The sequence below is a fragment of the gamma proteobacterium symbiont of Axiagastus rosmarus genome (assembly GCF_059730925.1).
In genome coordinates this window covers 2662902-2680631 of sequence record NZ_AP035925.1, presented here as the reverse complement: position 1 = coordinate 2680631, position 17730 = coordinate 2662902, and the positions used below count along the sequence as shown (strand labels likewise).

The following is a 17730-nucleotide window of genomic DNA, read 5'->3' as shown; positions in this document are numbered from 1 at the left end:
GGGACTGCGCGATGATTCTGGAACATATCGATATACACGGCTTTCGCGGCATTAACCGGTTGTCGCTGCCGCTGACCGACACCAACCTGCTGATTGGGGAAAACGCGTGGGGTAAATCCAGTTTGCTGGATGCGCTAACGCTGCTGCTGGCACCGGCCGCTGAGCCCTATATGTTCACGGAACAGGACTTCCATTTCCCGCCCGGTGAGGTGGAAGCACGCCTATATAAGTTGCAGCTGGTGTTTCGCTTTCGCGCGCAGGGCGATGAGCATGAAGCGCTGTTTGCGCCGTTCTGGCAGCAGGATGACGCGGGGCGCTATCTGCGCTTCAGTACGCTGGCGACGCGCCAGGGTAACGAGGTCAAAACCCGCTGGCGCTTTATTGACGCGCGTGGCGAGGTGCTGCCGCTGGCGGGCACCGACGCCGCGCTGGCGCAATTGCGCGCGTACTATCCGGTGCTGCGCCTGCGTGATGCGCGCTTTGGCCGGCGGTCGCGCCATAACGACAACGACACCCAGCGGCGCGCTGATACGCTGAGCGCGCTGGCGCAGGAGATGCATAGCCTGACGCGCGATCTGGTGGCGCGGCCGCAAACCCTGAGCGACGAGCTGTTGCGCCAGGGATTGCACACCATGCAGCAGCTGATGGCGCACTATTTTCTGGTACAGCAACCGGACACGGGCGCCGCGCGGGTTGCGCCGGAGCTGCGTGACGGCAGTCAGGGCTGGCGTTCGCTCGATCAGCTCAATCAGCTGATCGCCGGTACCGAATCGCGCAGTCGCCAGGTGATTCTGCTGCGCATGTTCTCGCTCCTGCTGCAGGCGCACGGCAGCGATGCGCTGCCCACAGGCGCGCGCCCCTTGCTGCTGGTAGAGGATCCGGAAACCCGGCTGCATCCCATCATGCTGTCGGTGGCGTGGAATCTGCTGGCGCTGATGCCGCTGCAAAAAATCGCCACTACTAACTCCGGCGAGCTGCTGTCACAGGTGGCGCTGGAGCAAATCTGCCGACTGGTGCGCGAACCCGATCGCGTGGCGGCGTGGCGTATCGGGCCGGAAGGATTAAGTGCCGAAGAGGCGCGCCGTATCGGCTTTCATATCCGCGTCAACCGTCCGTCGGCGCTGTTTGCCCGCTGCTGGTTGCTGGTAGAGGGTGAAACCGAAGTGTGGATCATCAATGAGCTGGCGCGGCAGCGCGGCTACCATTTTGCCGCGGAAGGCGTGAAGGTGATTGAGTTTGCGCAGTCCGGGCTTAAGCCGCTGCTGAAATATGCGCGCCGCATGGGCATTGCCTGGCACGTGCTGACTGACGGCGACGAGGCCGGAAAAAAATATGCCGCTACTGCGCGCAGCCAGCTACAGCCGCATGAGCAGGAGAGCGACCATCTCACGCAGTTCCCGGCGCCCGACATCGAACACTTCCTTTATAAGCAGGGCTTTAGTGATGTCTATCACCAGATGGCGCACCTGCCGTTAAACGTGCCGATGAACGCGCGGCGTATTATTACCAAAGCCATTCATCACAGCTCGAAGCCGGAACTGGCGATTGCGGTGGCGATGGCAGCGGCCGAACGCGGGCCGCAGGCGATTCCGCCGTTGCTCGATCAGCTGTTTGGCCGCGTGATGTGGCTGGCGCGCGGTCGGGCAGAGTAAAACTGCCGCGGGACGCCAAAGAAAAATGCCAGCGTCTGTGGCTGGCATTTTTTTTCGGGAGTGGTCAGAATGAGAGCAGACGCGCGCCCGTCAGGAGAGTGACGATGCTTCACAGGGCACAATCAGACTGGCATGGTTGCCTTTCGGCCCTTCATGGACATCGAACTGAACGTGCTGGCCCGCTTTCAGCGTTCTGTATCCCTCCATCTGAATCGTGGAGTAGTGTGCGAAGATATCGTCGCCGCCGCCAATCGGACAGATAAAGCCGAAGCCTTTGGCGTTGTTGAACCATTTAACAGTACCCGTCTCCATGCTTTTACTTCCCTCGCAAGACATTTTGATAAGTAGGTGAGGTCATTGAAGCTGTGAGTCGAGTTTGTTTAAAACTCAATCAGCTTGTGTAAGTAGAATGTAGAGAAACGGACCTTATCGTCAAGCAAACGGCCCTGGCGCACGGGGAGAAATTCATCAAAATTTGAGGCAGTTAACGCTATTGCAAATTTTGTGATACAGGTCGCGCATGCGCTTTCAGGACCGATTTTTGCCACAGGAAAAGCGGCTTGACAGGCGTGTTAAACTTGAGGTGAGAGCACAGAAATGTGCGCTACCGTAACGCAGAATTTCAACGGAACATTATGGCAAACACAAACGACTGGCTTAACTTTGAACATCTGGCCGAAGACAAAGTACGCGAAGGGTTAAAGCCGCCTTCAATGTATAAAGTCATTCTGAATAATGACGATTATACACCTATGGAATTTGTTATTGACGTTCTGCAAAAGTTCTTTTCTTATGATGTTGAACGTGCAACGCAACTGATGCTGAAAGTTCACTACCATGGAAAGGCAATCTGTGGTGTATTCACTGCAGAAGTGGCGGAGACCAAAGTCGCCCAGGTGAACAATTACGCGCGGGAAAATCAACATCCGTTGCTGTGTACGCTGGAAAAAGCCTGAAGCTGTCTCCATATAGGATTCAGTCCGTCAGAGCGATAATTGGGGGAGGTGCCAAATGCTCAATCAAGAACTGGAACTCAGTTTAAACATGGCTTTCGCCAGAGCGCGCGAGCACCGTCACGAGTTTATGACCGTCGAACATCTGTTGCTGGCGCTGCTCAGCAATCCGTCGGCCAGAGAGGCACTGGAAGCCTGTACGGTGGATATTGCGGCTCTGCGTCAGGAACTCGAAGCCTTCATCGAACAAACCACGCCGGTGCTGCCTGCCAGCGAAGAGGAGCGCGACACTCAGCCGACGCTCAGCTTCCAGCGTGTGCTGCAGCGTGCGGTCTTCCATGTCCAGTCATCCGGTCGCAGTGAAGTTTCCGGTGCGAACGTGCTGGTCGCCATTTTCAGCGAGCAGGAGTCGCAAGCGGCTTACCTGCTGCGCAAACACGAAGTGAGCCGCCTTGATGTGGTGAACTTCATCTCCCATGGTACGCGTAAAGACGAACCGGGCCAGCCGCAGAACAGCGCGGAAAATCCGGTTAACGAAGAGCAAGCAGGCGGGGAGGAACGTATGGAAAACTTCACCACCAATCTTAATCAGCTTGCTCGCGTCGGCGGAATTGACCCGCTGATCGGCCGCGATAAAGAGCTGGAACGGGCCATTCAGGTGCTGTGCCGTCGTCGCAAGAATAACCCGCTGCTGGTGGGCGAATCGGGCGTCGGTAAAACTGCGATTGCGGAAGGGCTCGCCTGGCGCATTGTGCAGGGCGACGTGCCGGAAGTGATGAAAGAGTGCACCATCTACTCGCTGGATATCGGTTCGCTGCTGGCCGGTACCAAATACCGCGGTGATTTTGAAAAACGTTTTAAAGCGCTGCTTAAACAGCTGGAACAGGATAACAACAGCATTCTGTTCATCGACGAGATCCACACCATTATCGGTGCCGGTGCGGCATCGGGCGGCCAGGTGGATGCGGCGAACCTGATCAAGCCGTTACTTTCCAGCGGTAAAATCCGCGTGATGGGTTCCACGACCTATCAGGAGTTCAGCAATATCTTTGAGAAGGATCGTGCGCTGGCGCGCCGTTTCCAGAAAATTGATATCACTGAGCCATCGGTTGAAGAGACGGTACAAATTCTTAACGGGCTGAAGCCGAAGTACGAAGCGCATCACGATGTGCGCTACACCGCCAAAGCGGTACGTGCGGCGGTTGAGCTGGCGGTGAAATACATCAATGACCGTCATCTGCCGGACAAGGCGATTGACGTGATCGATGAAGCCGGCGCGCGTGCGCGTCTGGTGCCGGTCAGCAAGCGCAAGAAAACCGTCAACGTGTCGGACATCGAATCCGTGGTGGCACGCATCGCGCGTATTCCGGAGCAGAGCGTTTCGGCCACCGATCGCGATACGCTGAAAAATCTCGGCGACCGTCTGAAAATGCTGGTGTTTGGTCAGGACAACGCGATTGAAGCGCTGACTGAAGCTATTAAGATGAGCCGTGCGGGTCTGGGGCAGGAGCGTAAGCCAGTCGGGTCGTTCCTGTTTGCAGGTCCGACCGGGGTCGGTAAAACCGAGGTCACCGTGCAGCTGGCGAAGGCGCTGGGCATTGAACTGCTGCGCTTTGATATGTCCGAGTATATGGAGCGTCACACCGTCAGTCGTTTGATTGGTGCGCCTCCGGGCTACGTCGGCTTTGATCAGGGCGGTCTGCTGACCGATGCCGTCATCAAGCATCCGCACGCGGTGGTGCTGCTGGATGAGATCGAGAAAGCCCATCCGGATGTCTTCAACCTGCTGCTGCAGGTGATGGACAACGGAATGCTGACCGATAACAACGGCCGCAAAGCGGACTTCCGCAACGTGGTGCTGGTGATGACCACCAACGCCGGGGTGCGCGAGACCGAGCGTAAATCCATCGGCCTGATTCAGCAGGACAACAGCACCGACGCGATGGAAGAGATCAAAAAGATCTTTACGCCGGAGTTCCGTAACCGTCTCGACAATATTATCTGGTTCCGTCACCTTGATACTCAGGTGATCCATCAGGTGGTGGATAAATTTATTGTTGAGCTGCAGGCACAGCTGGATGCGAAAGGTGTGTCGCTGGAAGTCAGCGATGATGCGCGCGACTGGCTGGCCGAAAAAGGTTACGACAAAGCGATGGGCGCGCGTCCGATGGCGCGTACTGTGCAGGAAAACCTGAAGAAACCGCTGGCTAACGAGCTGCTGTTTGGCTCGCTGGTGGATGGTGGATCGGTGTCGGTTGGACTGGATAAAGAGAAAAACCAGCTCACCTACCACTTCATGAGCGCGGAAAAACGCAAAACCGAGGGCACCGTGCATTAAGCGGGTGCGCAGATAAGAAAAAGGCCGGATTAAAATCCGGCCTTTTTTTTCGCGCTTAGTTTACATCAGCAAACGCGAGGCGAGTGCAACAACTTAGCGACTACGGAAGACAATGCGGCCTTTGCTCAGGTCGTACGGGGTCAACTCGACAGTCACTTTGTCGCCCGTCAGGATGCGGATGTAGTTTTTACGCATTTTACCGGAGATATGAGCGGTAACCACGTGCCCGTTTTCAAGCTCTACGCGGAACATGGTGTTAGGTAACGTATCCAGTACGGTACCTTGCATTTCAATATTGTCTTCTTTGGCCATCGAATCCTCTGGGTGAACTACCAAACTGTTGAACCGGCAAGATAATGCCGAATTCCATGATTTATGTAAAGAAACGTTGGCTGTTTTTGCCAACGCTTCGCCGTGCGTCGCGCCGCTGCGCGTGCATTACGGATAAATTCGGGTGTTTTTGACGTCTGCGGGGGATTAGCGGGCTAAGAATCTGCAGCAATCGGCATCGGGTGCGCAACTGAAACAGCTTCGGGAACAGGGTGAGATTCCCAGCCTGGCAATTCCGGCTCGCCACAGCGAAGCGCGGACGACATACCAAACTCGCTTATTGTATCACTTTTGTCGGGAATTGTGTGCAAAACATCTGCGGGGACAGTCAAAAAAGGGTTTGTGTTTGCCAGCAGCCGGTCTGCACCGGTTGCCACGCCAGCGTTTGCACGTATTGCAGATAATCGACGCGCGGAATTTCAACTGCGCCCAGCGAGGCGGTATGCGGATTCAGCACCTGACAATCGATCAGCCGTCCCTGATGCGCAATAAAGTGCTGTGAGAAAACCCACAGCGCGGTTTTAGAGGCGTTTTCCGCCCGGCTGAACATCGACTCGCCGCAAAAAATCTGTCCGAGCGCCAGACCATACATGCCGCCAACCAGGCGTTGATCCTGCCAGACCTCAATTGAGTGCGCATGGCCCAGCTCATACAGGCGCAGCCAGGCGCGTTTCACTTCAAAGGTGATCCAGGTGCCTTCCTGACGCCCGCTGGCGCAACCTTCCACCACCTGAGCAAAGGCGTGATTCATGGTGACGCGATAGGGCGAACGGCGATGGAAGCGCGCCATGCTGCGGCTGAGATGAAACGACTCCGGCAGCAGGACCGCGCGTGGATCTGGCGACCACCATAAAATTGGATCGCCGGGCGAAAACCACGGAAAAATCCCGCGCTGATAGGCATTCATCAGGCGGGCAGGGGAGAGATCGCCGCCCATGGCCAGCAGGCCGTTTGGCTCACGCAGCGCCATCTCCGGCGGCGGGAAATTGAGCGAATCCCGGGAAAGTTGTACCAGTCTCATGGCGTCGGTCACCCTCAGGCTAAACGCATAGACTATAGCGCAAAGCGCTGCTGGAAACGCCAGTAGCGTCCCGCTTTTGAGATTAATTCGTCATGGCTGCCGGATTCGATAATCTGCCCACCGTCAAGCACACAGATGCGATCCATTTTTTCCAGTCCGCTCAGGCGATGCGTCACCATGATCAGCGTTTTTCCCTGGCTAACCTGCTGTAGTAACGTGAGAATCTGCTGCTCGGTCGCGGCATCCAGACCTTCGGTCGGCTCATCCAGCAGCCACAGGTCGCCATCGTTCAGCAGCGCACGGGCAATCGCCAGCCGGCGCAATTCACCACCGGACAGCGGCCGGCCGCCTTCACCCATCCATGTATTTAGCCCTTCGCTGTGCTGCGTCAGATGCGCCAGCCCAACCCGCTGCAATACGTCAATCAGCTGTGCATCGCTGGCCTGTGGTGCTGCCAGCAGCAGATTAGCGCGCAGCGTCTGGCTGAACAGATGGACGCGCTGTGTGACAACGCTGATGCGCTGACGCAGGCTGGCTTCGTCCCACGCCGCCAGATCAATCCCGTTCAGGCGAATCGTGCCGCGCTGCGCTTCCCAGCCGCGCGTGATCAGCGCCAGCAGGCTGGATTTTCCGCAGCCGGTCGGACCCAGCAGTGCCAGATGTTCACCGGCTGCTAACGTCAGGGAGAAATTGTGCAGCACCGCTTCTGGCCGCTGCGGATAGCTGAAGTCGATCTGCTCCAGCGTCAGGCTGAGGCCGCGCTGCGTCGCAACCGGTTGTGTCGGGAAGTGAATGGCTGGCGGTTGATCGATGATCTCCTGCACGCGCTGCGCCGCGTGCGTCACCTGCGCCAGTGGCAGAAATGCGCCGGCCACCGGTGCCAGCGCTTCAAACGCGGCCAGCGCGCAAAACACAAACAGGGCAATCAGTGCACCCGGTGTGCTATTGGTGCCGACCCCGCTGGCGGCCAGCCACAGCAGCAGCGTAACGGTACTGCCGGCGATCAACGTAAGCAGGCTCTGCGCCACCGCCTGCAGCCGGTGTTGCTGCTGCTGCGCCTGTTGCCACGCACGTTCTTCCTGATCCAGCCGCTGTCGCCACAGCGCCGCCGCGCCGTAAATCTGCAGCTCGGCCAGTCCGCTGAGCCAGTGCGTCAGTTGCAGGCGCCAGCGAGCCTGGTAACGGGCAATGTGCGCGCCGGTGCGCGCGCCGAGTCGCCAGAAAAGCGGCGGCATCAGCAGCAGCGTCAGCAACATGATCGCCCCAAGCAGCAGCGCCAGTCGCATATCGAGTAGCGCCAGGCCACAGGTCACCACCACAATCACCACCGCCGCACCCAGCAGTGGAGAAATAACGCGTAAATAGAGATGGTCGAGGGTATCAACATCGCTGACAAATCGGTTCAGCAGTTCGCCGTGACGAAAGCGCGCCAGCTGCGCCGGTGCCAGCGCCATCAGCCGGCTGAAGGTAAAGACGCGCAGATGCTGCAGCACGCGGAAAGTGGCGTCGTGGCTCACCAGCCGTTCAAAATAGCGCGCGGCGGTGCGGGTGATTGCCGCGCCACGCACACCAGCTGCGGGCAGCATGTAATTGAAGCTGTACAAGCCGGCGACGCCAGCCAGCGAAGAGGCAGCAAGAAACCAGCCGGACAGCGTCAGCAAGCCGATGCTGGCGAGCAGCGTGACAATCGCCAGCACCACGCCAAGACCTAAACGCCACGGATGGCGGCGATACAGGCGCAGGAAAGGCAGTAACGTGCGCATCAGGCAATCTCCTTCTGACGATGCTGCGCCAGCTCGCGCAGCGGGCCGGCTTCAGCGATCAGCTGTTGCCAGTGGCCCTGCTGCACCAGTTGTCCGGCCTGCATCACCCACACCTCATCCCATTGGTCGAGGGCGTGCAGCTGATGGGTAATCATTAACGTAGTTTGCTGCTGTGCGGCCTGCTGTAGCGCGCCCATCACGTGCTGCTCACTCTGGCTGTCGAGCCCGGATCCCGGTTCGTCCAGCAGCAGCAGGCGGGCCGGTTTCAGCAGCGCCCGCGCAACGGCGATGCGCTGTGCCTGCCCAACGGACAGGCCGATGCCGCCATCGCCAACTGGCGTATCCAGCCCCTGCGGCAGACTCGACAAAAATTCGCTGACGCCAGCGCGCTGCAGCACGGCGGTCAGCGTGGCCTCGTCCACCGGCGTGTCAGTGAGCTGGAGATTGTCACGCAGCGTCGCCGCCGGCAGCTGCGGATTTTGTCCTACCCAGGCCAACTGCTGCTGCCAGCTGCTGCGGCTGATGTCGCGCAGTTCCTGGCCGTTAATGCACAGTGAACCCTGGTAGGGCAGAAAACCGAGCAGGACATTCATCAGCGCACTTTTTCCGGCGCCGCTTTGCCCGACCAGCGCCACGCGCTGACCGGGAGTAAGGCTGAAATTCAGCGGCTGTGACAGCGCCTCGCCGGTGGCGGTCATGATCACCAGATCCTGCGCCCGTAGGGAGAGTGGCGCGTCAGCACCCAGCGTCTGCGTGGCCGCCTGCGGCGCGCGCTGGGGCGTTTCGCGCAGGAAGGTATCCAGCGCGTCTGCGCCGCCCACCGCCTGCGCTTTGGCATGGTAAAAGGTGCCAAGATCGCGCAGCGGCTGGAAAAATTCGGGGGCAAGAATCAGCGCGAGGAAACCGGCAAACAGCGTCACGCCGGTGCCGTAGTGGCCAAAATTGAGTTCACCCAGGTACGAGAAGCCGAAATAGACCGCGACCACGGCAATCGCCAGCGAGGCGAAAAACTCCAGCACCGCAGAGGAGAGAAAGGCGAGGCGCAGCACTTCCATGGTGCGCTGACGAAAATCCTGCGTAGTGGCGGCAATCGCCTGCTGCTCAGCGTCCGCGCGGTGAAACAGGCGCAGCGTTTCGCGTCCGCGCAGACGGTCATAGAAATCGCCGCTCAGACGCGCCAGCGCAAGAAAATTACGCCGGTTGGCATCGGCCGCACCCATGCCGACCAGCGCCATAAACAGCGGAATCAGCGGCGCGGTCGCCAGCAGAATCAGTCCGGCAGCCCAGTTTATAGGGAAAATGGCGATCAGGATGGCGCAGGGCACAAACACCGCCAGCGACATCTGCGGCAGATAGCGCGCGTAATACTCCTGCATCTCTTCAATCTGTTCCAGCAGCAGCGTTGCCCAGCTCCCGGCCGGTTTGCCCTGAATCCAGGCCGGACCGAGCGCGTTCAGCCGGTCCAGCACCTGTTGCCGCAGTGCACGGCGAATCGCCACGCCAGCCCTGAAACCGGCCATCTCACGACCATAGTGCAGCGCGGCGCGCAGTGCGAAGCACAGCAGTAGTAACAGGAAATCACTCACCAGTTCAGCGCGGGGTTGCTGTTCCACCAGCAGTTTTTGCAGCAGGGAGGCCAGTAGCCAGGCCTGGGCGATGAGAATTAACGCCGCAGCAAAACCTGCCAGCGAGGCCAGTCGCAGGCTGCGTGCGCCATGATGACGTTGCTGGCGTAACCAGCGCAGCAGTTCGTGTTGCCGTGATTTGTTCATGCGAAGCCGTTTGATCACCGTGACGAGAGGCAAAATCCGACGCTAAATGCCGGACAGACGGGTGGCAGAACTGTAGCACGCAGGCGATAAAAAAGGCGACCAAAAGTGGCCGCCTCAGTGCAATTATGATCAGATAATTAACAACTTACTTATCGTTTTTAACCAGACCATCCAAATAACGTTCCGCATCCAGCGCGGCCATACAGCCGGTACCGGCAGAGGTAATGGCCTGACGATAGATGTGGTCCATTACGTCACCGGCAGCGAACACGCCCGGCACGCTGGTCTGCGTCGCATTGCCCTGCAGGCCGGACTGCACTTTGATATAGCCGTTTTCCAGATCCAGCTGGCCATCGAAAATCGCCGTGTTCGGACTATGACCGATGGCGACAAACAGGCCCGCCACTTCCAGCGAGATCGGAGCTTCACCTTTGGTTGACGAAAGTTTCAACCCGGTGACGCCCATCTGATCGCCTACCACCTCGTCCAGCGCGCGGTCAGTGTGCAGCACGATGTTGCCGTTACGCACTTTCTCCATCAGGCGGTCAATCAGGATTTTCTCAGCGCGGAAGCTGTCACGACGGTGAATCAGGTGCACTTCAGAAGCGATGTTCGCCAGATAGAGCGCCTCTTCAACGGCCGTGTTACCGCCGCCAATAACCGCGACTTTTTGGTTGCGATAGAAGAAACCATCACAGGTGGCGCAGGCCGATACCCCTTTGCCTTTGAATGCCTCTTCTGACGGCAGGCCAAGGTAGCGCGCTGAGGCACCGGTCGCGATGATCAGCGCATCCGCCGTGTATTCGCCGCTGTCGCCGGTCAGGCGGAACGGACGGTTCTGCAAATCAACCGTGTGAATATGGTCAAAGATGATTTCGGTGTTGAACTTCTCAGCATGCTCCTGCATGCGTTCCATCAGCGCAGGGCCGGTCAGATCGTGCGGGTCGCCCGGCCAGTTTTCGACTTCAGTCGTGGTGGTGAGCTGGCCGCCTTTTTCCAGTCCGGTAATCAATACCGGGTTCAGGTTAGCGCGGGCGGCATAAACCGCTGCGGTGTAACCGGCAGGGCCGGAGCCCAGAATGAGCAGCTTACTGTGTTTGGCCGTACTCATGCGTTCCTCAGTGTGTGTCTGACAACATAGTTTTCGATTGTAGGGAAATTACTGTCGCAAAAAAAGGTTTCAGCAATTTTGTTAACAATCACTGCAAGCGGCGTAGACGATGAATGGCAATTCTGCACGCGCGCTGCGCCAAAAGGGGGCATTGCTCGGCAATTTGTGGTGCAGCTGTATAAAAATTCTCATTTAAAAACAGCAACCCAGTACGCTGTCTGGCATCTTGTACTGAATTTGGATGTTTTACTTTGACAATCGCCTGCGCTTTTGCGAAAACATTGTCAGAAGCAGAGAAAATTTAGCGGTTCGAAACAGAATTTCAGCTCTGTTTTGCGCAATTTCGCCAAATAAACTCAGCCTGACATTGGTAATGACGCATGATGTGGACAGACAGCATGCGTCATACGGATGGTCGCGTTACTGCACAGGCTTAAAGACTTCACTTCAGTAAGGCCCTGAACATTGAACGTTTTCAGGGTTTGGCAGGTAAAGGGAAGGAATTAAGAGAGACAATAATAATGGTAGACAACAAGAAACGCCCCGGAAAAGATCTGGATCGGATCGACAGAAATATTCTGAATGAACTGCAGAAAGACGGTCGTATTTCCAACGTTGAGCTTTCAAAACGTGTCGGCCTCTCGCCAACACCTTGTCTTGAACGCGTACGTCGCCTGGAACGTCAGGGTTTCATTCTGGGCTACACCGCGCAGCTGAACCCGCACTATCTCGATGCTTCACTGCTGGTATTCGTTGAGATTACTCTGAATCGCGGCGCGCCGGATGTGTTTGAACAATTTAACGCCGCCGTACAAAAACTTGAGGAAACTCAAGAATGTCACCTCGTTTCCGGTGACTTTGACTACCTGTTGAAAACCCGCGTGCCGGATATGTCCGCCTACCGTAAACTGCTGGGTGAGACCTTGCTGCGCCTGCCGGGCGTCAACGACACCCGTACCTATGTGGTGATGGAAGAGGTCAAACAGAGCAATCGTCTGGTGATTAAGACCCGGTAACGCAGGGCAGGTGCAAAGCTTGCAGGATTTCGGTACACTCCTGTGAATTCATACAGGACCAGCGTCAGGCAAGCCTGGCGCTGTTGCCTTCTTAATTTACAGGCACCTGGAGAGTTCTCTTGAGCCAGGAATATACAGAAGATAAAGACGTTTCATTACAACCACTGAGCAGCGGACGTCGGCTGCTGGAAGCGTTGCTCATCCTGGTGGCCTTGTTTGCCATCTATCTGATGGTGTCGCTGGTTAGCTTTAATCCCTCCGATCCCAGCTGGTCACAAACCGCCTGGCACGAGCCGATCCACAATCTGGGCGGCAGCGTGGGCGCATGGCTGGCCGATACCCTGCTGTTTATTTTTGGTGTGATGGCCTACGCCATTCCGCCAGTGATTATTGGTCTGTGCTGGATTACCTTCCGTCAGCGCGATCGTCAGGATTACATCGACTATTTTGCGGTGGGCCTGCGGCTGATTGGCGTGCTGGCGCTGGTAGTGACTACCTGCGGACTGGCTGCGCTGAACGTGGACGATATCTGGTATTTTGCCTCTGGCGGCGTAATTGGCAGCCTGGTGAGCAATGCGATGGCGCCGTGGTTCAGCGGTGCCGGTGGCACGCTGACGCTGCTGTGCGTCTGGGCGGCGGGTATCACGCTTTATACCGGCTGGTCCTGGCTGGCGATTGCCGAGAAGATCGGCAGCGTGGTGATGGGCGTGCTGACCTTTGCCAGCAACCGCTCGCGCCATGATGAACCCTGGCAGGAAGAAGACGACTACGACGAGGCGCACCCCGACGACGCGGTTCCGCCACTGCGCGCTGCGCCGGCTCAGGACGACGAAGATGACGTACTGCTGGCTAAGCCCCGACAGGTAGCGGAACCTGTGGCTGAAGTCGCCAGCGACGATCCCCTGCTGGCGAAAGCCAGTGCGGCTACCGCGGCTGCGCTGGCCGCCACCAGTGACGCCGCACGTCAGGTGCCGTCCGTCGCTGCACCTGAGCCATCCGCACCGGCGGTAAACGTAGCTCCACAACCTGCGCCGTCACAGCTGGCTGCGGCTGCTCCGGCATCGATATCTGTTGCCAGCGCGCCTGCGGCGCCAGCTATTCCGCCAGCAGAGCCCGCGACAGCGGCTCCTCCGTTATACCGCTTCGAAGTGCCTGCTTCACCGGCCGCCGACGCCTTCTCGCTCGCTGAAGAAGACGATGGCCCGCGCATGGGTAACTGGCAGAGTGCCGATCAGGCCGCCACACCGCTGAATACGGCAGCCGCTGCCGCACTCGGTTCAGCGACGGCCGCCGCTGCTGCCCGCTCTGCGGCTTACACGCCAGCCTTTGATGTGGTGCCGGAGCGCGATTACAATCCGCAGGTGAAACAGGGTATTGGTCCGGAACTGCCGCGTCCTAACAAGGTTAAGCTGCCAACCCGGCGTGAGCTGGCCTCATACGGTATCAAACTGCCATCGCAACGCATGGCAGAAGAGAAGGCACGTGAAGAGGCCGACCAGCAGCAGCCGGAAATCAGCGCCAGCTGGCAAGTGCCACAGCCGCACGATGATGATAATGCTGCGCTGCAGGAAGCCCAGTTGCGCGAAGCGTTCCATTCGCAGCAGCAGCAGCGGTACGGCGACAGCTGGCAGCAGCAGCCGGCAGAGGAAGAAGATGAAGAGGCGCTGCAGCAGGCCCAGCTGGCGCAGCAGTTTGCTCAGCAGCAGCAACAGCGTTACAGCCAGCCTGAGCAGGAGAGCGCGCCGGTATTTAATCTGGATACCTCAGCCGCGTTTGATTTCTCTCCGATGAAAGATCTGGTTGATGACACGCCGAGCGAACCGCTGTTTACCATTGCCGCCACGCCAGAGCCGGACGTTCCGGCCCAGTGGCAGCAGCCAGCGGCACCTGAGCCGGCGGTACCCGCATCGCTGAGTGAGGAAACCAGCCCGTGGTCAACGCCAGACGACGAGGTTTACGCCGCGCCGGCTGAAACGCCGAAGCCTGTCGCCCCTGCGCAGGACAGCCTGTTCCACCCCTTCCTGGTGCGTCACGAACAGCCGCTGGAGAAACCTTCCACGCCGCTGCCGACACTGGATCTGCTGACGTCGCCGCCGGCCGAAGAGGAACCGGTGGATATGTTCGCACTGGAACAGACCGCGCGTCTGGTTGAAGCGCGTCTGGCGGATTACCGCGTAAAAGCCGAAGTGGTGGGCATCTCTCCGGGGCCGGTAATCACCCGCTTTGAACTGGATCTGGCGCCGGGCGTCAAGGCCGCTCGTATTTCTAACCTGTCGCGTGACCTGGCACGTTCGCTCTCTGCCGTTGCGGTGCGCGTGGTTGAGGTGATTCCGGGCAAGCCTTATGTCGGCCTCGAACTCCCCAATAAACATCGTCAGACCGTCTATCTGCGTGAGGTGCTGGACTGCGATAAGTTCCGCGACAACCCTTCGCCGCTGTCGGTGGTGCTGGGTAAAGATATCTCTGGTCAGCCCGTGGTGGCCGATCTGGCGAAGATGCCGCACCTGCTGGTGGCCGGTACCACCGGTTCCGGTAAGTCGGTTGGCGTCAACACCATGATCATCAGCATGCTGTATAAAGCCACGCCGGAAGAAGTGCGCTTTATCATGATCGACCCGAAAATGCTCGAGCTGTCAGTGTATGAGGGCATTCCCCATCTGCTGACGGAAGTGGTCACCGACATGAAAGACGCGGCCAACGCGCTGCGCTGGAGTGTGGTCGAAATGGAGCGCCGCTATAAGCTGATGTCTGCGCTGGGCGTGCGTAATCTGGCCGGCTATAACGAGAAGATCGAGCAGGCTGCCGCAATGGGCCGGCCAATTCCGGATCCGTTCTGGAAACCGGGCGACAGCATGGACACCACGCCGCCGGTGCTGGAAAAACTGCCGTACATTGTGGTGTTGGTTGATGAGTTCGCTGACCTGATGATGGCGGTGGGCAAGAAGGTCGAAGAGCTAATCGCGCGCCTGGCACAGAAAGCCCGTGCGGCAGGTATTCACCTGGTGCTGGCTACCCAGCGTCCGTCAGTGGATGTGATTACCGGCCTGATTAAGGCCAACATTCCGACGCGCATCGCCTTTACTGTGTCCAGTAAAATTGACTCGCGTACCATTCTCGATCAGGGCGGTGCGGAATCCCTGCTGGGTATGGGTGACATGCTCTACATGCCACCTAACTCCTCCATGCCGGTACGTGTTCACGGCGCCTTTGTGCGTGACCAGGAAGTGCATGCGGTGGTGCAGGACTGGAAAGCGCGTGGGCGGCCGCAGTACATCGACAGCATTACCGCCGGTGAAGAGAGTGAAAGCGGTGGTGGCGGCCTGGACGGCGATGAAGAGCTGGATCCGCTGTTTGACCAGGCGGTGGCGTTCGTGGTGGAGAAACGCCGCGCGTCGATATCCGGTGTGCAGCGCCAGTTCCGTATTGGCTACAACCGCGCGGCGCGGATTATCGAACAGATGGAGGCGCAGGGCATTGTCTCGGAGCCGGGCCACAACGGTAACCGTGAAGTGCTGTCACCGCCACCTCACGAAATGTAAGACTTTTCTCCGCAGTGTTATACCGGGCCAGTGTAAACTGGCCCGTTGTTTATCTGTGGTCCGATCCCCATATCATTGGGAGCTTTCGGCTTTTTCTCCTGTCGAACTGACGGAGCGGCGACTACGGTTAATGCAGTAAGTGTCAGGAAACCATGAATAAGGAATCGTATCAGATGAAATTTCGCGTTATTGCCTGTGGCCTGCTGGCCGGTTTTGTTGCTTCTTCTGCCCTGGCGGATGCTTCCAGCGATCTGCAGCAGCGCCTTAATAAAGTGAACAGCTTCCATGCCAGCTTCAGTCAGAAGGTGACTGACGGTAGCGGCGCAAATGTGCAGGACGGCGAAGGCGAACTGTGGGTAAAACGTCCGAGCCTGTTTAACTGGCACATGACTGCACCGGACGAAAGCGTGATTATCTCCGACGGTAAAAATCTGTGGTTCTATAATCCTTTTGTGGAACAGGCGAGCGTTAGCCTGCTGCAGAATGCCACCAGCAACACGCCGTTTATGCTGATTGCGCGTAACCAGCCCTCTGACTGGCAGCAGTACAACATTAAGCAGCAGGGGGATAATTTTGAGCTGACGCCTAAAAGCAGCGATGGCAACCTGAAACAGTTCACCATCAATGTCACTTCCGCAGGCACCATCAATCAGTTCAGCGCGATCGAGCAGGATGGACAGCGCAGCAGCTATCAGCTGAAGAGCCAGAAAAACGGCGCTATCAGCCCGGATAAATTCACCTTTACGCCGCCAAAAGGGGTAACGGTGGACGATCAACGTCAGTGAGGTGAGGGTGAGTAACCTGTCGCTGGATTTTGCACCGTCAAATGAGTTCAGACCGCTGGCTGCGCGTATGCGGCCAGCGACGCTGCAGCAATATATTGGTCAGCAGCATCTGCTCGCGGCCGGTAAGCCGTTGCCGCGCGCTATTGAAGCGGGTCAGCTGCACTCCATGATCTTATGGGGACCGCCGGGTACCGGTAAAACCACGCTGGCGGAGATCATCGCGCATTACGGCAAAGCCGATGTCGAACGCATTTCAGCGGTGACTTCCGGCGTTAAAGAGATCCGCGAGGCCATTGAGCGCGCGCGGCAGAATCGCCAGGTGGGGCGTCGCACTATTCTGTTTGTTGATGAGGTGCATCGCTTCAATAAGAGCCAGCAGGATGCGTTTTTGCCACACATTGAAGACGGCACCATCACCTTCATTGGCGCAACCACGGAAAATCCTTCTTTTGAACTGAACTCGGCACTGCTGTCGCGCGCCCGCGTTTATCTGCTTAAATCGCTGACCAGCGCGGATATTGAACAGGTGCTGGATCAGGCGATGCAGGATAAAACGCGCGGTTACGGCGACAGCGATATTCTGTTACCGGACAATACCCGGCGCATGATCGCTGAACTGGTCAATGGTGATGCACGACGCGCACTGAATACGCTGGAAATGATGGCCGATATGGCTGAGCTCAATGCGCAGGGACAGCGGGAGCTAACGCCACAGCTGCTGAATGAAGTGTCGGGTGAACGCGCGGCGCGTTTCGATAACAAAGGCGACCGCTTTTACGATCTCATCTCGGCACTGCACAAATCGGTTCGTGGTTCAGCCCCGGATGCGGCGCTTTACTGGTACGCGCGCATCATCACTGCCGGTGGCGATCCGCTGTACGTGGCGCGGCGGCTGCTGGCGATTGCTTCGGAAGATGTCGGTAATGCCGATCCGCGCGCCATGCAGGTAGCAATTGCCGCGTGGGACTGTTTTACCCGCGTCGGGCCTGCGGAAGGGGAACGTGCAATTGCCCAGGCAATTGTTTATCTGGCCTGTGCGCCAAAAAGCAATGCTGTTTATACCGCCTTCAAAGCGGCGATGCGTGATGCGCGTGAGTTCCCGGATTACGATGTGCCGGAACATCTGCGTAATGCACCGACGAAGCTGATGAAAGAGATGGGCCTCGGCAAAGAGTACCGTTACGCGCATGACGAACCCAATGCCTATGCGGCCGGCGAGGTGTTTTTCCCGCCGGAAATGGCGCAGACCCGCTACTATCAACCCACCAATCGTGGCCTTGAAAGCAAGATCGGTGAAAAACTCGCCTGGCTTGCTGAACAGGATCAAAATAGCCCGATAAAACGCTACCGCTGATAAACGCGTTACGGTAAGGTGAGCAAGGATTTCAATGCATTCCGGTGGAATGCATCCCTCCATTCGTTCAATCAACCTTTTATTACACAGGATAAG

General features: G+C 57.9%; 13 protein-coding genes. 7 read left to right on the top strand and 6 right to left on the bottom strand.

From position 1 onward, the window contains the following. Positions 1-11 precede the first annotated feature (11 nt). Entirely contained in the window at positions 12-1652 is a 1641-nt protein-coding gene (locus tag AC6I8F_RS12575) for an ATP-dependent nuclease (RefSeq protein WP_058775362.1), read from the top strand. Between the two features lie 90 nt (positions 1653-1742). On the opposite strand, the gene cspD is transcribed toward AC6I8F_RS12575, so the two are convergent. Beyond that, positions 1743-1964 (bottom strand): cold shock-like protein CspD, encoded by a 222-nt coding sequence (cspD, locus tag AC6I8F_RS12570; RefSeq protein ID WP_058757774.1) that lies wholly within the window; start codon positions 1962-1964, stop codon positions 1743-1745. Between the two features lie 323 nt (positions 1965-2287). Here cspD and clpS point away from each other — a divergent pair, with 323 nt between their 5' ends. After that, positions 2288-2608 carry an ATP-dependent Clp protease adapter ClpS gene (clpS, locus tag AC6I8F_RS12565; RefSeq protein ID WP_021508363.1) on the top strand — a complete coding sequence of 107 codons (321 nt, stop codon included), beginning with the start codon at positions 2288-2290 and terminating at the stop codon, positions 2606-2608. A gap of 55 nt (positions 2609-2663) precedes the next feature. Beyond that, positions 2664-4943, top strand: coding sequence for an ATP-dependent Clp protease ATP-binding subunit ClpA (clpA, locus tag AC6I8F_RS12560; protein WP_021508362.1), 2280 nt, complete (start codon positions 2664-2666; stop codon positions 4941-4943). A gap of 93 nt (positions 4944-5036) precedes the next feature. Here clpA and infA read toward each other — a convergent pair whose 3' ends face one another. The 5 genes from infA to trxB all read right to left on the bottom strand — a co-directional run bounded on the left by infA (position 5037) and on the right by trxB (position 10940). Further along, positions 5037-5255 (bottom strand): translation initiation factor IF-1, encoded by a 219-nt coding sequence (gene infA, locus AC6I8F_RS12555; protein ID WP_002211347.1) that lies wholly within the window; start codon positions 5253-5255, stop codon positions 5037-5039. 346 nt (positions 5256-5601) lie between these two features. Beyond that, positions 5602-6294, bottom strand: a complete 693-nt coding sequence (aat, locus tag AC6I8F_RS12550; RefSeq protein WP_058769537.1) for a leucyl/phenylalanyl-tRNA--protein transferase — start codon at positions 6292-6294, stop codon at positions 5602-5604. Positions 6295-6326: 32 nt separating this feature from the next. Next, a complete protein-coding gene (gene cydC, locus AC6I8F_RS12545; protein WP_498028081.1) occupies positions 6327-8057 on the bottom strand; it encodes a heme ABC transporter ATP-binding protein/permease CydC in 1731 nt (576 codons plus the stop codon). After that, positions 8057-9829: a heme ABC transporter permease/ATP-binding protein CydD gene (cydD, locus tag AC6I8F_RS12540; protein WP_498028080.1), complete on the bottom strand. Its 1773-nt coding sequence runs from the start codon at positions 9827-9829 to the stop codon at positions 8057-8059. Before cydD ends, cydC begins: the two co-directional genes overlap by 1 nt. 145 nt (positions 9830-9974) lie before the next feature. Next, positions 9975-10940 carry a thioredoxin-disulfide reductase gene (gene trxB / locus AC6I8F_RS12535; RefSeq protein WP_141496496.1) on the bottom strand — a complete coding sequence of 322 codons (966 nt, stop codon included), beginning with the start codon at positions 10938-10940 and terminating at the stop codon, positions 9975-9977. Between the two features lie 521 nt (positions 10941-11461). Between trxB and lrp the strand changes: the two genes are divergently transcribed. From lrp to AC6I8F_RS12515, 4 genes are all read left to right on the top strand, one after another. Continuing rightward, positions 11462-11956, top strand: coding sequence for a leucine-responsive transcriptional regulator Lrp (gene lrp / locus AC6I8F_RS12530; RefSeq protein WP_006118610.1), 495 nt, complete (start codon positions 11462-11464; stop codon positions 11954-11956). 119 nt (positions 11957-12075) lie between these two features. Further along, entirely contained in the window at positions 12076-15495 is a 3420-nt protein-coding gene (locus tag AC6I8F_RS12525) for a DNA translocase FtsK 4TM domain-containing protein (protein WP_498028079.1), read from the top strand. A gap of 173 nt (positions 15496-15668) precedes the next feature. Continuing rightward, positions 15669-16280, top strand: coding sequence for an outer membrane lipoprotein periplasmic chaperone LolA (gene lolA, locus AC6I8F_RS12520; RefSeq protein ID WP_010618286.1), 612 nt, complete (start codon positions 15669-15671; stop codon positions 16278-16280). Between the two features lie 7 nt (positions 16281-16287). After that, positions 16288-17634, top strand: a complete 1347-nt coding sequence (locus tag AC6I8F_RS12515) for a replication-associated recombination protein A (protein WP_021508355.1) — start codon at positions 16288-16290, stop codon at positions 17632-17634. The last annotated feature ends 96 nt before the right edge of the window (positions 17635-17730 follow it).

What these genes read in the sequence shown, in the direction of transcription:
- AC6I8F_RS12575 (WP_058775362.1), top strand. Translation starts at nt 12, where the DNA reads ATGATTCTGGAACATATCGATATACACGGCTTTCGCGGCATTAACCGG.
- cspD (WP_058757774.1), bottom strand. Translation starts at nt 1,964, where the DNA reads ATGGAGACGGGTACTGTTAAATGGTTCAACAACGCCAAAGGCTTCGGC.
- clpS (WP_021508363.1), top strand. Translation starts at nt 2,288, where the DNA reads ATGGCAAACACAAACGACTGGCTTAACTTTGAACATCTGGCCGAAGAC.
- clpA (WP_021508362.1), top strand. Translation starts at nt 2,664, where the DNA reads ATGCTCAATCAAGAACTGGAACTCAGTTTAAACATGGCTTTCGCCAGA.
- infA (WP_002211347.1), bottom strand. Translation starts at nt 5,255, where the DNA reads ATGGCCAAAGAAGACAATATTGAAATGCAAGGTACCGTACTGGATACG.
- aat (WP_058769537.1), bottom strand. Translation starts at nt 6,294, where the DNA reads ATGAGACTGGTACAACTTTCCCGGGATTCGCTCAATTTCCCGCCGCCG.
- cydC (WP_498028081.1), bottom strand. Translation starts at nt 8,057, where the DNA reads ATGCGCACGTTACTGCCTTTCCTGCGCCTGTATCGCCGCCATCCGTGG.
- cydD (WP_498028080.1), bottom strand. Translation starts at nt 9,829, where the DNA reads ATGAACAAATCACGGCAACACGAACTGCTGCGCTGGTTACGCCAGCAA.
- trxB (WP_141496496.1), bottom strand. Translation starts at nt 10,940, where the DNA reads ATGAGTACGGCCAAACACAGTAAGCTGCTCATTCTGGGCTCCGGCCCT.
- lrp (WP_006118610.1), top strand. Translation starts at nt 11,462, where the DNA reads ATGGTAGACAACAAGAAACGCCCCGGAAAAGATCTGGATCGGATCGAC.
- lolA (WP_010618286.1), top strand. Translation starts at nt 15,669, where the DNA reads ATGAAATTTCGCGTTATTGCCTGTGGCCTGCTGGCCGGTTTTGTTGCT.